The organism is Actinacidiphila polyblastidii (genome assembly GCF_036353415.1).
Classification (GTDB): domain Bacteria; phylum Actinomycetota; class Actinomycetes; order Streptomycetales; family Streptomycetaceae; genus Actinacidiphila; species Actinacidiphila polyblastidii.
Map to the genome: position 1 here is coordinate 627,421 of NZ_JAZEWV010000001.1, position 13,706 is coordinate 641,126.

Consider the following 13,706-nt stretch of genomic DNA (forward strand, 5'->3'; position numbering starts at 1 on the left):
GATCCAGACCCTCATGTGAGGGCTCCCCGTCGAGCCCGAGGAGAGGCCACCTTGACCAGCACCGCACGAGGCTCCGGGACGGCGAACCACGCGGCCCACCCCGAGCACCTCGGCCACGTCATCTTCATCACCGCCGCCGCCGCCATGGGCGGCTTCCTCTTCGGCTACGACAGCTCGGTGATCAACGGCGCGGTCGAGGCGATCCGCGACCGCTACAACATCGGCTCCGCCGCGCTGGCCCAGGTGGTCGCGATCGCCCTGATCGGCTGCGCCATCGGCGCCGCCACCGCCGGCCGCATCGCCGACCGGATCGGCCGCATCCGCTGCATGCAGATCGCCGCGGTGCTCTTCCTCATCAGCGCGGTCGGCTCCGCCCTGCCCTTCGCCCTGTGGGACCTGGCGTTCTGGCGGATCATCGGCGGCTTCGCGATCGGCATGGCCTCCGTCATCGGCCCCGCCTACATCGCCGAGGTCGCGCCCCCCGCCTACCGCGGCCGGCTCGCCTCCTTCCAGCAGGCCGCCATCGTGCTGGGCATCGCCATCTCCCAGCTCGTCAACTGGGGCATCCTCAACGCCGCCAACGGCGACCAGCGCGGCAGCCTGCTCGGCCTGGAGGCCTGGCAGGTCATGCTCGGCGTCATGGTGATCCCCGCGGCGATCTACGGGCTGCTGTCCTTCGCCATCCCCGAGTCGCCGCGCTACCTGCTCACCGTCGGCCGCGACAAGGAGGCCCGCGCCGTGCTCGCCGACGTCGAGGGCAAGGAGAGCGACCTCGACGCGCGCGTCGACGAGATCCGCACCGCGATGCACCGCGATCACAAGGCCAGCTTCCGTGACCTCCTCGGCCCCCGCTTCGGCTTCCTGCCGATCGTCTGGATCGGCATCGGCCTGTCCGCCTTCCAGCAGCTGGTCGGCATCAACGTGGCCTTCTACTACTCCTCCACGCTGTGGCAGTCCGTCGGCATCGACCCGAGCAGCTCGTTCTTCTACTCCTTCACCACCTCGATCGTGAACATCATCGGCACGGTGATCGCGATGATCTTCGTCGACCGGATCGGCCGCAAGCCGCTGGCGCTGATCGGCTCCTCCGGCATGGCGGTCGCGCTGGCCCTGGAGGCATGGGCCTTCTCCTACCGGCACGGCGACACGCTGCCCAACGCGCAGGGCACCGTCGCGCTCATCGCGGCGCACACCTTCGTGCTGTTCTTCGCGCTGTCGTGGGGCGTCGTGGTGTGGGTCTTCCTCGGCGAGATGTTCCCGAACAGGATCCGCGCCGCCGCCCTCGGTGTCGCCGCCTCCGCGCAGTGGATCGCCAACTGGGCGATCACCGCCAGCTTCCCCAGCCTGGCGGACTGGAACCTGTCGGCCACGTACGTCATCTACTGCTGCTTCGCGATCCTCTCCATCCCGTTCGTCCTGAAGTTCGTCCGCGAGACCCGGGGCAAGACGCTGGAGGAGATGGGCTGACCGCCCGCGCGCGGGCGGACTCCCGCCACACGACGGCCGCCGGGTGCACCGCACCCGGCGGCCGTCGTTGATACTGGGGGGGTTATGGAAATCGTGATCCTTGCCGTCGTCATCGCCCTGGTCGTGATCCTCGGGGCCGGCGGGCTGGTCGTCGGCAGCCGCCGCAGGAAGCAGCAGCTGCCGCCCGCCCCGCCGAGCACCCCGACCCTCACCAAGCCTCCCGCCGAGCCGCAGGTCGGCGACGAGGCCGAGACCCCGCGGGACGAACCCCGCAGGACCGTGGAAGAGGTCCCCCTGCCCCCGGCCGGCACCGCCGCGCCCGAGGTGCTGGAGGAGATCGAGCTCGTCGAGCCGATCCCGATCGAGCAGCCGGAGCCCACCGCCGGCCGCCTGGTACGGCTGCGGTCCCGGCTGTCCCGCTCGCAGAACTCGCTGGGCAAGGGGCTGCTCTCGCTGCTGTCCAGGGAGCGCCTGGACGACGACACCTGGGAGGAGATCGAGGACACCCTCATCACCGCCGACGTCGGCGTCGCCCCCACCCAGGAACTGGTCGAGCGGCTGCGCACCCGGGTGAAGGTGCTCGGCACCCGCACCCCCGAGGACCTGCGGGCGCTGCTGCGCGAGGAGCTGATCACCCTCGTCGACCCGACGCTCGACCGCACCCTGCACACCGGGAGCCACGAGGAGACCCCGGCCGTGGTGCTGGTCGTCGGCGTCAACGGCACCGGCAAGACCACCACCACCGGCAAGCTGGCCCGGGTGCTCGTCGCCGACGGCCGCAGCGTGGTGCTCGGCGCCGCCGACACCTTCCGCGCCGCCGCCGCCGACCAGCTGCAGACCTGGGGCGAGCGGGTCGGCGCCCGCACGGTGCGCGGGCCCGAGGCCGGCGACCCCGCTTCCGTGGCCTTCGACGCGGTCAAGGAGGGCATCGCCGAGGGCGCCGACACCGTGCTCATCGACACCGCCGGCCGGCTGCACACCAAGACCGGCCTGATGGACGAGCTGGGCAAGGTCAAGCGGGTGGTGGAGAAGCACGGCCCGGTCGACGAGGTGCTGCTGGTGCTGGACGCCACCACCGGCCAGAACGGCCTGGTCCAGGCGAGGGTGTTCGCCGAGGTGGTGGACATCACCGGCATCGTGCTGACCAAGCTCGACGGCACCGCCAAGGGCGGCATCGTCGTGGCGGTGCAGCGTGAACTCGGCGTGCCGGTCAAGCTCATCGGCCTCGGCGAGGGCGCGGACGACCTCGCCCCGTTCGAGCCGGAGGCGTTCGTGGACGCCCTGATCGGCGAGTAGCGGGCGAGCCGCCGGCAGCCGGCATGGGTCGGCGGGCGACAGCCGCAGCCGGCCCGTACCGCCCCGGCCAGTACCGCGCACGCGTAAGGGGTGCCCGCCCCGAGAGGGCGCCCCTTACGCATCGCGCGCAGGCGCCCTAGGCGTGCACCCGGGCCCGGTGGCTCACGTAGGCGAGCGTCCCGAGCAGCAGGCGGGCCTCGGGAGGCTGCGGCACCGGGGAGCGTACGCCAGGGCGCGGATCGCGCAACCAGCGGACCGGGCCGAGACCGCCCGCGTCCGACGGGGGAGCGGTCACGTGCCCGCCCGGACCCAGGCAGCGGAGGTCCAGCTCGGCGTCGTCCCAGCCCATCCGGTACAGCAGCTGCGGCAGGTCCTGCGCGGCGCCCGGCGCCACGAAGAACTGCGCCCGCCGATCCGGGGTCGCCAGCACCGGGCCCAGCCGCAGGCCCATCCGCTCCAGCCGGGCCAGCGCCCGAAGGCCGGACGCCTCGGCGACGTCGATCACGTCGAAGGTCCGCCCGGTGGGCAGCAGCACCGCGGCCCCCGGCGTCTGCGCCCACATCCGCGCGGCCTCCTGCGCCGAGGCGCCGGCCGGCACCTCCGCGGCGAAGGACAGCGGATGCGCGCCCGGCGCGGCGCAGCCGGCGTCGCCGCACGAGCAGGCCCCGCCGCCGCGCGAGGCGCGGGCGCCGGGCGCGACCGCCCAGCCGCACAGCGCGGTGTACTCGCCGACCGTGGCGGCCGCCGAGGCGCGTGTCCACCGCCGCGCGCCGGTCCGCACGCCGGGCGCCGGACCCGGATCCGCCGAAAGCGCCGCGATCCGGGCGGCGCCCCGCCATCCGGTCCGGCCCGCCCGCATCTGCCGCATGCTGCCGATCGTGAACACCATGTCACCTCCAACGGATCGGCGACGCCGATGGTTACGCACCCGCCTGACCTCATTCGTTGGGCATGTGTCAAGTGAATCGCCTGCGGCCGCGGCCGAGTTCACCTGAAGGGGTGGCGAATGGTGGCGTTTCCGCCGTCGCGGTCCCGCGGGGGTGATCGGAGGACTACTTTCAGTCGGTGAGTCAGGAGCGGAGATCCGCGCGCCCCCCGGTGATGCCGGAGGCACCCGCATGTCGCACCCACGTGCCGCACCGGCGTGGCGCACGATCCGCCGGTACCGATCCGGTGATATCCGCGACAGGGCTCGACGGCCCCTGATATCCAAGGGGTCGGGACAAGCGGGATGGGGGCTCGACCGTGGGCGCGACAGCTGAGAAGCAGCCCAACGCGCAGTTGAACTCGTGGTTCGTGCGCAGCGGCTGGTCCAAGGGCGAACTGGCCCGCCAGGTGAACCGCCGGGCGCGCCAGATGGGCGCCCACCACGTCAGCACCGACACCTCGCGGGTACGCCGCTGGCTCGACGGTGAGCAGCCCCGCGAGCCCATTCCGCGGATCCTGTCCGAACTGTTCTCCGAGCGCTTCGGCTGCGTGGTGCCGGTCGAGGACCTGGGCCTGCGCTCCGCGCACGCCCCGCCGGCCGGCGGCGCCATCGACCTGCCGTGGGCCGGACCCCAGACCGTCCAGCTGATCAGCGAGTTCTCCCGCAGCGACCTGATGCTCGGCCGCCGCGGCTTCCTCGGCACCTCCCTCGCGCTGTCCGCCGGGCCCACGCTGCTGGAGCCCATGCAGCGCTGGCTGGTGCCCAACACGCCGGGCGGCGGCCCCGCTGCGGTCGTCGGCGCGCCCCGCGACGCCGGCGGCCGCCCCTCCCGGCTCTCCGAGCAGGAGCTGGAGCTGCTGGAGGCCACCACGGTGATGTTCCGCGAGTGGGACAACCAGTGCGGCGGCGGCCTGCGCCGCAAGGCCGTGGTCGGCCAGCTGCACGAGGTCACCGACCTGCTGCAGGAGCCGCACCCGGAGCCCGTCGCCCGCAGGCTCTACCGGATCACCGCCGACCTGGCCGCGCTGGCCGGCTGGATGAGCTACGACGTGGGCCTCCAGCCGACCGCCCAGAAGTACCTGGTGCTGGCGCTGCACGCGGCCAAGGAGGCCGGCGACCGGCCGCTCGGCGCGTTCATCCTGTCCTCGATGAGCCGGCAGATGATCCACCTCGACCGGCCGGACGACGCGCTGGAGCTGATCCACCTCGCCCAGTACGGCAGCCGGGACACCGCCGGCGCCGCCACCCAGGCGATGCTGCACGCGCTGGAGGCGCGCGCCTACGCCAACCTCGGCCAGGTCAACAAGTGCCACCGCGCGGTGCGGATGGCCGAGGACACCTTCAGCGACGCGGGCGCCGGCGAGGAGCCGGCCTGGATCAGCTTCTTCAACGAGGCCGAGCTGCACGCCGAGAACGCGCACTCCTACCGCGACCTCGCCTACGTCGCCGGCCGCAGCCCCACGTACGCCTCGCTCGCCCGGCCCGAGATGCAGAAGGCCGTCGACGGCTTCAGCGACGACCGGGTGCACCAGCGCGCCTACGCGCTCAACCTCGTCGGCATGGGCACCGTCCACCTGCTGATGCGGGAACCGGAGCAGGCCGCGCACGTCACCGACCACGCGATCAGCGTCGCCAAGCGCATCCGCTCCGAGCGGGTCAACACGCGCATCCGCAAGACCACCAGGACCGCGGTCCGCGACTTCGGCGACGTCCCCGAGGTCCTGCGGCTGGCCGACCGGCTCTCCACCGAGCTTCCAGAAGTCGCCGAATCCGCCTGACCCCACGCGTCACCCGTATACATCCTTCACCACCGCGCGGGACGGTTCATCTTGGCGTAACACGCGCGACTTCTTCGTCACGGCCGTGAAACACCGGGCAGCATTGGCGGAAACCCGGCTGAGCCAATCTCATGGCGAAAACCGGCCCACACCTGCTCCGCCCGCACGGGCCGTCCGGATGACGAGGAGACGCCGATGGCTCCAGCCATCATGACGCTGGCCGCTGACGCGCCCAAGCTCGACAGTGGAAATACGGCGTTCTTGCTGCTCAGTGCCGCCCTGGTGATGGTGATGACCCCTGGTCTCGCCTTCTTCTACGGTGGCATGGTGCGCGTCAAGAGCGCTCTGAACATGCTGATGATGAGCTTCATCAGCCTGGGCATCATCACCGTTCTGTGGACGCTCTACGGATTCAGCTTCGCTTTCCACTCCGGCAACGGATTCATGGGGGGCACCGGCTGGGTGGGGCTGCGGAAAATAGGGATGAGCGCGCCCTGGGCCAGCACGGGAGTTCCCATCCTGGTGTTCGCCATGTTCCAGCTGATGTTCGCGGTGATCACGCCCGCCCTGATCAGCGGCGCCCTCGCCGACCGGGTGAAGTTCACCGCATGGTCGCTGTTCATCGCCCTGTGGGCGACGATCGTGTACTTCCCGGTCGCGCACTGGGTCTGGGCGCCCGACGGCTGGCTCGCCAAGAGGCACGTGCTCGACTTCGCCGGCGGTACCGCGGTCCACATCAACGCCGGCGCGGCCGCACTCGGCGTGATCCTGGTCATCGGCAAGCGCAACGGCTTCAAGCGTGACCCGATGCGCCCGCACAACCTGCCGCTCGTCATGCTGGGCTGCGGCCTGCTGTGGTTCGGCTGGTTCGGCTTCAACGCCGGCTCCGAGCTGACCGCCGACGGGGTGGCGGGCATCGCCTTCACCAACACCCAGGTCGCCACGGCCGCCGCGATGCTCGGCTGGCTGATCTACGAGCGCCTGCGGCACGGCTCCTTCACCACCCTGGGCGCCGCCTCGGGCGCGGTGGCCGGCCTGGTCGCCATCACCCCCGCCTGCGGCTCGGTCTCCCCGCTGGGCGCCCTGCTGCTCGGCCTGGTGGCCGGCGTCGGCTGCGCCGCCGCGGTGAGCCTGAAGTACCGCTTCAACTACGACGACTCGCTCGACGTGGTCGGCGTCCACATGGTCGGCGGCATCATCGGCTCGCTGGCCATCGGCTTCCTGTCCACCGGAACGGTCTACCCGGGCCAGGCCGGTGTCTTCTACGGCGGCGGCTGGACGCAGTTCGGCCGGCAGTGCCTGGGCGTCGGCGCGGTCCTCGGCTACTCGCTGGTCTGCGCGGTGGTGCTCGCCAAGCTCATCGACATCACCATGGGCTTCCGCGTCACCGACGACGAGGAGATCACCGGCGTGGACCAGATCCTGCACGCCGAGACCGCGTACGACTTCGCAGGTGTCGGCGGCGCCCGCAGCGCCTCCGACGTATCGAACAGCAGCGAGGCCGGCGCCTCCTCGGTCAAGAAGGTGGACGCGTGAAGCTCATCACCGCCGTCGTCAAGCCCCACCGGCTCGACGAGATCAAGGAAGCCCTGCAGGCGTTCGGCGTGCACGGCCTGACCGTCACCGAGGCCAGCGGCTACGGCCGGCAGCGCGGCCACACCGAGGTCTACCGCGGCGCGGAGTACACCGTCGACCTGGTGCCGAAGATCCGCATCGAGGTCCTGGTCGAGGACGCGGACGCCGACCAGCTCATCGAGGTCGTCGTGAAGGCGGCGCGGACAGGCAAGATCGGAGACGGCAAGGTGTGGAGCCTGCCGGTCGACACGGCCGTCAGGGTCCGCACCGGCGAGCGTGGCCCGGACGCGCTCTGACCCACCCCCGATGGACCCAGCTGGAGAACGAGTGACCGAAAGCGTCGAAGCCCAAGGCCACAGTTACGCGGCGGCCCGGCTGCGCCTCCTCACCGAGGAGGCGCAGTCCGGGCCGCCGCGCCGCGCCGCACTGGCCCGTCTCACCGACCAATGGCTGGCGGACCTGGCCGCCGACGCCGCCCGCGCCACCGGAGCCGGCGGCTGGGCGCTGCTCGCCGTCGGCGGCTACGGCCGCGGCGAACTCTCGCCCCGCAGCGACCTCGACCTGGTGCTGCTGCACGAACCGGGGGACGCCAAGGGCTCCGTCAGCGCGCTGGCCGACCGCCTCTGGTACCCCGTCTGGGACCTCGGCCTGGCCCTCGACCACTCGGTGCGCACCCCCGCCGAGGCCCGCAAGACCGCCGCCGACGACCTCAAGGTCCAGCTGGGCCTGCTCGACGCCCGGCACCTGGCCGGCGACGCCGCGATGACCGCGGGCCTGCGCAGCGCGGTCCTCGCCGACTGGCGCAACCAGGCCCCGCAGCGGCTGCCCGCCCTGCACGAGCTGTGCACCGAGCGCGCCGAACGCCAGGGCGAGCTGTCGTACCTCCTCGAACCCGACCTCAAGGAGGCGCGCGGCGGACTGCGCGACGCCACCACGCTGCGGGCCGTCGCCGCCTCCTGGCTCGCCGACGCCCCCCGCGAGGGCCTGGAGGAGGCCCGCACCCGGCTCCTCGACGCCCGCGACGCCCTGCACCTGGTCACCGGCCGCGCCACCGACCGGCTCGCGCTCCAGGAACAGGACCAGGTCGCCGCGGCGCTCGGCCTGCTCGACGCCGACACCCTGCTGCGCCAGGTCTACGAGGCCGCCCGCCGGATCGCCTACGCCTCCGACGTCACCTGGCGCGAGGTCGACCGGGTGCTGCGCTCCCGGGCGGCCCGGCCGCGCCGCCGCGGACTGCTCGGCCGCGGCCGCACCGCGGGCGCCGCGCCGCCCCCCGAGCGGGTGCCGCTCGCCGAGGGCGTCGTGGAGCAGGAGGGCGAGGCCGTGCTGGCGCTCGCCGCCAAACCCGACCGCGACCCGGTGCTGCCGCTGCGGGCCGCCGCGGCCGCGGCCCAGGCCGGACTGCCGCTGTCGCTGCACGCCGTGCGGCGGCTCGCCGCCGCGGCCCGCCCGCTGCCGGTGCCGTGGCCCGCGGAGGCCCGCGAGCAGCTGGTCACGCTGCTCGGCGCCGGCGAGTCCACCGTGCCGGTGTGGGAGGCGCTGGAGGCCGAGGGCCTGGTCACCCGGCTGATCCCGGACTGGGAGCGGGTCCGCTGCCGCCCGCAGCGCAACGCCGTGCACCGCTTCACCGTGGACCGGCACCTGGTCGAGGCGGCCGTGCAGGCCGCCGGGCTCACCCGCCGGGTGCACCGCCCCGACCTGCTGCTCACCGCCGCCCTGCTGCACGACATCGGCAAGGGCTGGCCGGGCGACCACAGCGAGGCGGGCGAGGTGATCGCCCGCGACGTGGCCGCCCGGATCGGCTTCGGCCCGGCCGACGTCGACACCCTGGCCCTGCTGGTCAGGCACCACCTGCTGCTCATCGACACCGCGACCAGGCGCGACCTGGACGACCCCGAGACCATCCGCACGGTCGCCGAGACCGTACGGGACACCTCCACCCTCGAACTGCTCGCCGCGCTCACCGAGGCCGACGCGCTCGCCACCGGGCCCGCCGCCTGGAGCACCTGGCGCGCCTCGCTCCTCGCCGACCTGGTCGGCCGGGTCGCCGGCGCGCTGGACACCGGCGCGCTGCCGGAGAGCGCCGACAGCGAGCCCACCGCGGAGGAGGAGCGCCTCGCCATCGAGGCCGCCCGCACCGGCGGGCCGGTCCTGGCGCTGCACGCGTACACGGAGGAGGAGGCGGAGGGGGAGGCCCGCCAGCAGGCGCTCGGTGTGGAGCTGCTGCTCGCGGTGCCCGACCGGCCGCACCTGGTGGCCAGGGCGGCGGGCGTGCTGGCGCTGCACCGGCTCACCGTGCGCGCCGCCGACCTGCGGGCCTTCGACCCGATCGGGGAGGGCCCGGTGGCCCTGCTGAGCTGGCGGGTCTCCGCGGAGTACGGCGCGCTGCCCGAGGCCGCCCGGCTGCGCGCCGACCTGGCCAGGGCCTTCGACGGCTCGCTGGACATCGAGGCGCGGCTGGCCGAGCGCGAGGCCGCCTACCCGAGGCGGCGCGGCATCACCCCGCCGCCGCCCCGGGTGACCGTCGCGCCCGGCCACACCTCGCAGACGGCGACCGTGCTGGAGGTCCGCGCCCACGACGCCCCCGGCCTGCTGCACCGCATCGGCCTGGCGCTGGCGTCGACCTCGGTCACGGTGCGGTCCGCCCGGATCTCCACCCTGGGCTCCAACGCGGTCGACGCCTTCTACGTGGTCGGCAAGGACGGCAACCCGCTGCCGGACGCCCGCGCGGCGGAGGTCGCCCGGCAGGTGGAGGCGGCGCTGCGCTGAGCGCTCCGCCGGCCGCCGGGGCCGGCCCCGGCGGCCCGGTGGTGCCCGAGCTTGCCCGGCGGCGGGCCCGGATTCGGGCCGCCGCCGGGCCGCGAGGGGGCCATGCGGGCGGGTGCCGCCGCCCCGCGGGCGGACGCGGTGGCACGAGGCGCGGGCGGACTGCTTGCCGGGCCGGATACTCTGGAAGGCGATCGTCTCCGCCCCCGACCCCGAGGATCTGCGACCACCGTGTTCGACACTCTGTCTGATCGCCTCGCGAATACCTTCAAGACCCTCCGGGGGCGCGGCCGTCTGTCCGAGGCGGACATCGACGCCACCGCGCGCGAGATCCGGATCGCCCTGCTCGAGGCGGACGTCGCGCTGCCGGCCGTCCGGGCCTTCATCGCCAACGTGAAGCAGCGGGCGCTCGGCGCCGAGGTCTCCCAGGCGCTGAACCCGGCGCAGCAGGTCATCAAGATCGTCAACGACGAGCTGATCGGCATCCTCGGCGGCGAGACCCGCAGGCTGCGCTTCGCCAAGCAGCCGCCGACGGTGATCATGCTCGCCGGCCTCCAGGGCGCGGGCAAGACCACCCTGGCCGGCAAGCTCGCCCAGTGGCTGCACAAGCAGGGCCACACCCCGCTGCTGGTCGCCTGCGACCTCCAGCGCCCGAACGCGGTGAACCAGCTGAGCGTCGTCGCCGAGCGGGCCGGCGTCGCGGTCTTCGCGCCCGAGCCGGGCAACGGCGTCGGCGACCCGGTCAAGGTCGCCCGCGACTCCATCGACTTCGCCAAGCAGCAGCAGTACGACATCGTGATCGTCGACACCGCGGGCCGCCTGGGCGTCGACCAGGAGATGATGCAGCAGGCCGCGGACATCCGCGACGCGGTGCGGCCCGACGAGATCCTCTTCGTCGTCGACGCGATGATCGGCCAGGACGCGGTGAACACCGCCGAGGCGTTCCGCGACGGCGTCGGCTTCGACGGCGTGGTGCTCTCCAAGCTCGACGGCGACGCCCGCGGCGGCGCGGCCCTGTCGATCGCCCACGTCACCGGCAAGCAGATCATCTTCGCCTCGAACGGCGAGAAGCTCGACGACTTCGACGCCTTCCACCCGGACCGCATGGCGTCCCGGATCCTCGGCATGGGCGACGTGCTGTCGCTGATCGAGAAGGCCGAGCAGACCTTCAGCCAGGCCGAGGCCGAGAAGATGGCGGCCAAGCTGGCGAAGGGCCCCAAGGAGTTCACCCTCGACGACTTCCTCCAGCAGATGGAGCAGGTCAGGAAGATGGGCTCGATCTCCAAGCTGCTCGGCATGCTCCCCGGCATGGCGCAGATGAAGGACCAGATCAACAACCTCGACGAGCGGGACGTCGACCGCACCGCGGCGATCATCAAGTCGATGACCCCGGGCGAGCGCGCCGACCCGCACCTGATCAACGGCTCCCGCAGGGCCCGTATCGCCAAGGGCTCCGGCGTCGAGGTCAGCGCGGTCAAGAGCCTGGTGGAGCGGTTCTTCGAGGCGCGCAAGATGATGTCCAGGATGGCGCAGGGCGGCGGCATGCCGGGGATGCCGGGGATGCCCGGCATGGGCGGCGGCGCGGGCCGGCAGAAGAAGCAGCAGAAGCAGGCCAAGGGCAAGCGGCAGTCCGGCAACCCGATGAAGCGCAAGGCCGAGGCGGCCGCCGCGCAGGCCCGCCGCGACCAGCAGGGCCAGGAGGGCCAGGACGGCCAGCAGGACAGCCCGTTCGGTCTGCCGGCCGGCGGCCAGGACTTCCAACTGCCGGACGACTTCAAGAAGTTCATGGGCTGATGCGGGTCTCGATCCGGGCTCCGCGGCCCGAGGACGCCGACCTCCACCGGGCGGCCGTACTGCGCTCGGTGGACCACCTCAGCCCGTGGAACCCCGTCGACCCGGACGGCTTCCACGAACTGCTGCGCCAGCAGGGCCCGCTTTTGCAGACGTACCTCATCGTCGACGACGAGGACGGCGGCCTGGTCGGCAAGTGCAACGTGGCGAACATCGTGCGCGCCCGCTTCCGCAACGCGTCGCTGGGGTACGACAGTTACCTGCCGTACAACGGCACCGGCCGGATGAGCGAGGGCATGCGGCTGGTGGTGGACCGCTGCTTCGCGAGCTATCCCGACGGGCTCGGGCTGCACCGGCTGGAGATCAATGTCCAGCCGGACAACGCCCGTTCCGTCGCGATGGCCAAGCGGCTGGGCTTCCGCCACGAGGGGTTCTCGCCGCGGATGCTGTTCATCAACGAGGCGTGGCGCGACCACGAGCGGTTCGCGCTCACCGCCGAGGAGTGGCCCGGCCTGCCGGCCGGCCCCGACGCCGCCTGAGCCCGGCCGCCGCGCAGGGCCAGGCCGCCGCAGGTCAGGACGGTGTGGGCCGGGACGTCACGGGGTGAGCAGTCCCGGCAGCCCGCCCGCCCGGGCCAGCGCCTCCAGCTCGTCCAGCGCGCGCCGCGCCGCGTCGGCCGCCCGCGGGTCGCGGCCGGCCAGCCCGCCGGCCGCGAACTCGTCCTCGTCCAGCCGCCGCACCTCGTGCCCGTCGGCGGACAGCCACAGGTCGAGGTCCAGGTCCTCGGAGACCAGCTCGCCGGCCGTGACGACCACCGGGCGGGTGACGTCGCAGTACCAGCCCTTGAGCGCGCCGCGGGCGTCGCGGACCTCCTTGACCGCGTACCACCGGTCGCGCCAGTAGTGCTCGGTGAACTCGTCGCCCGGCTCGAAGCGCACGAAGCCGAAGTCCCGGACGGAGGGCAGCGACCAGGGCGCGGCGACCGTCACCCGCACGCCGTCGTCGCGCAGCACGCGCGCGCCGTAGCGGACCTTCTCGCGGTCGGCCTTGACCAGGCGCACCACGGTGCGCGCGCCGGGGGACAGGAGAGTGGGCACGGGCCAAGCCTGGCCCACCGGGCCGGGGACGGCCAGCGGATTTCCGGCGGCCGCCGGGGTCAGGTGCGGGCGATGACGTAGCGGAAGACGTTCTCCATCCGGACCGTGCCGTCGGGGCGGCGGTACGGGTGCAGCGCCTCGGTCAGCTCCTTGTCGACCTGGTGGCGGTCGGTCGCGGCCGCCGCGGCGTCGAACAGCCCGGTGGACAGCAGCCCGCGCACCGCGCTGCGCAGGTCCGGGTAGCCGAACGGGCAGGCCACCCGGCCGGAGCCGTCCGGGCGCAGCCCCGCGCCGCGCGCCAGGTCCTCCAGGTCGTCGCGCCCGCTGAGCCGCAGCTCGTACGCGCCGGGGCCGCGCGGCTCGGCCAGCCGCGCCGCGGTCCGCAGCACACGCGAGGTCGCGCAGCGCTCCGGCGGCCCCCAGCCGGCCAGCACCACGGTGCTGCCGCGGCGCGCGGTCCGCGCCACCCGGTCCAGCGCGGGCCGCAGCTCCGCCACCGGCTCCACCGGGTCGAAGGCGGTGATCACGTCGTACTCGCCGGCGGACACCGCCGCCGGCGGCGGCCCGGACAGCAGCCTGGCGGGCCGGGCGCGGCGCCCGCGCGGGGCGCCCGAGGCGGGCCAGGACTCCAGCCGGGCGCGGGCCAGCGCGAGGCGGGCCTCGTCGGAGTCGCAGCCGGTGACGGCCGCGCCCCTGCCTGCCGCGAGCAGCAGCGCGAGGCCGGACCCGCAGCCCAGCGCCAGCAGCCGGGTGGCCGCGTCGACCTCGAGCCGGTCGTACACGGTCTCGTAGAGAGGGACGAGCATGCGTTCCTGGATCTCCGCCCAGTCCCGCGCTCTGCCCTCCGCACCGAGTCTGGATTCGCGAGAGAGCGTAGGTGCCATGGAAGCCCCAATCTGCGGCGTCGGACCGTGCTCCGTGTGCTGCGTGCGCCCCCCCGGTGATCCGTTGCGGGGAACTCGTCCCCGAAAGCCAGACAACTGCTGATTCCTCGCCCCGTCCAGGGTC

Annotated in this window: 11 protein-coding genes; 8 read left to right on the forward strand and 3 right to left on the reverse strand. The window is 73.5% G+C overall.

Features of this window, described 5'->3' with window-relative positions; all coding sequences use genetic code 11:
- Nucleotides 1-51: 51 nt before the first annotated feature.
- Both V2S66_RS02565 and ftsY read left to right on the forward strand, forming a co-directional pair.
- A complete protein-coding gene (locus tag V2S66_RS02565; protein ID WP_330792711.1) occupies nt 52-1,467 on the forward strand; it encodes a sugar porter family MFS transporter in 1,416 nt (471 codons plus the stop codon).
- Between the two features lie 84 nt (nt 1,468-1,551).
- The gene (ftsY, locus tag V2S66_RS02570; protein WP_330792712.1) at nt 1,552-2,763 is read left to right on the forward strand and encodes a signal recognition particle-docking protein FtsY; all 1,212 of its coding nucleotides are present in this window, start codon (nt 1,552-1,554) and stop codon (nt 2,761-2,763) included.
- Nucleotides 2,764-2,899: 136 nt separating this feature from the next.
- Here the strand turns inward: ftsY and V2S66_RS02575 are convergent, their stop codons facing one another.
- Nucleotides 2,900-3,652 (reverse strand): bifunctional DNA primase/polymerase, encoded by a 753-nt coding sequence (locus tag V2S66_RS02575; RefSeq protein WP_330792713.1) that lies wholly within the window; start codon nt 3,650-3,652, stop codon nt 2,900-2,902.
- 356 nt (nt 3,653-4,008) lie between these two features.
- Here V2S66_RS02575 and nsdA point away from each other — a divergent pair, with 356 nt between their 5' ends.
- From nsdA to V2S66_RS02605, 6 genes are all read left to right on the forward strand, one after another.
- Nucleotides 4,009-5,469: a transcriptional repressor NsdA gene (nsdA, locus tag V2S66_RS02580; protein ID WP_330792714.1), complete on the forward strand. Its 1,461-nt coding sequence runs from the start codon at nt 4,009-4,011 to the stop codon at nt 5,467-5,469.
- Nucleotides 5,470-5,664: 195 nt separating this feature from the next.
- Nucleotides 5,665-7,005, forward strand: coding sequence for an ammonium transporter (locus tag V2S66_RS02585; protein ID WP_330792715.1), 1,341 nt, complete (start codon nt 5,665-5,667; stop codon nt 7,003-7,005).
- A complete protein-coding gene (locus V2S66_RS02590; protein WP_167985535.1) occupies nt 7,002-7,340 on the forward strand; it encodes a P-II family nitrogen regulator in 339 nt (112 codons plus the stop codon). The genes V2S66_RS02585 and V2S66_RS02590 overlap by 4 nt, the downstream gene beginning before the upstream one ends.
- Before the next feature lie 10 nt (nt 7,341-7,350).
- Nucleotides 7,351-9,813 (forward strand): [protein-PII] uridylyltransferase, encoded by a 2,463-nt coding sequence (locus V2S66_RS02595; RefSeq protein WP_330792716.1) that lies wholly within the window; start codon nt 7,351-7,353, stop codon nt 9,811-9,813.
- Nucleotides 9,814-10,041: 228 nt separating this feature from the next.
- Entirely contained in the window at nt 10,042-11,604 is a 1,563-nt protein-coding gene (ffh, locus tag V2S66_RS02600) for a signal recognition particle protein (protein WP_330792717.1), read from the forward strand.
- Nucleotides 11,604-12,140, forward strand: coding sequence for a GNAT family N-acetyltransferase (locus tag V2S66_RS02605; RefSeq protein WP_330792718.1), 537 nt, complete (start codon nt 11,604-11,606; stop codon nt 12,138-12,140). The genes ffh and V2S66_RS02605 overlap by 1 nt, the downstream gene beginning before the upstream one ends.
- A 57-nt stretch (nt 12,141-12,197) precedes the next feature.
- Here the strand turns inward: V2S66_RS02605 and V2S66_RS02610 are convergent, their stop codons facing one another.
- Both V2S66_RS02610 and V2S66_RS02615 read right to left on the reverse strand, forming a co-directional pair.
- A complete protein-coding gene (locus tag V2S66_RS02610; RefSeq protein WP_330792719.1) occupies nt 12,198-12,698 on the reverse strand; it encodes a ribonuclease FAU-1 family protein in 501 nt (166 codons plus the stop codon).
- A 59-nt stretch (nt 12,699-12,757) separates the two neighbouring features.
- On the reverse strand, nt 12,758-13,582 hold the full coding sequence (locus V2S66_RS02615) for a methyltransferase (protein WP_330792720.1): 825 nt from the start codon (nt 13,580-13,582) through the stop codon (nt 12,758-12,760).
- Nucleotides 13,583-13,706: the final 124 nt, after the last annotated feature.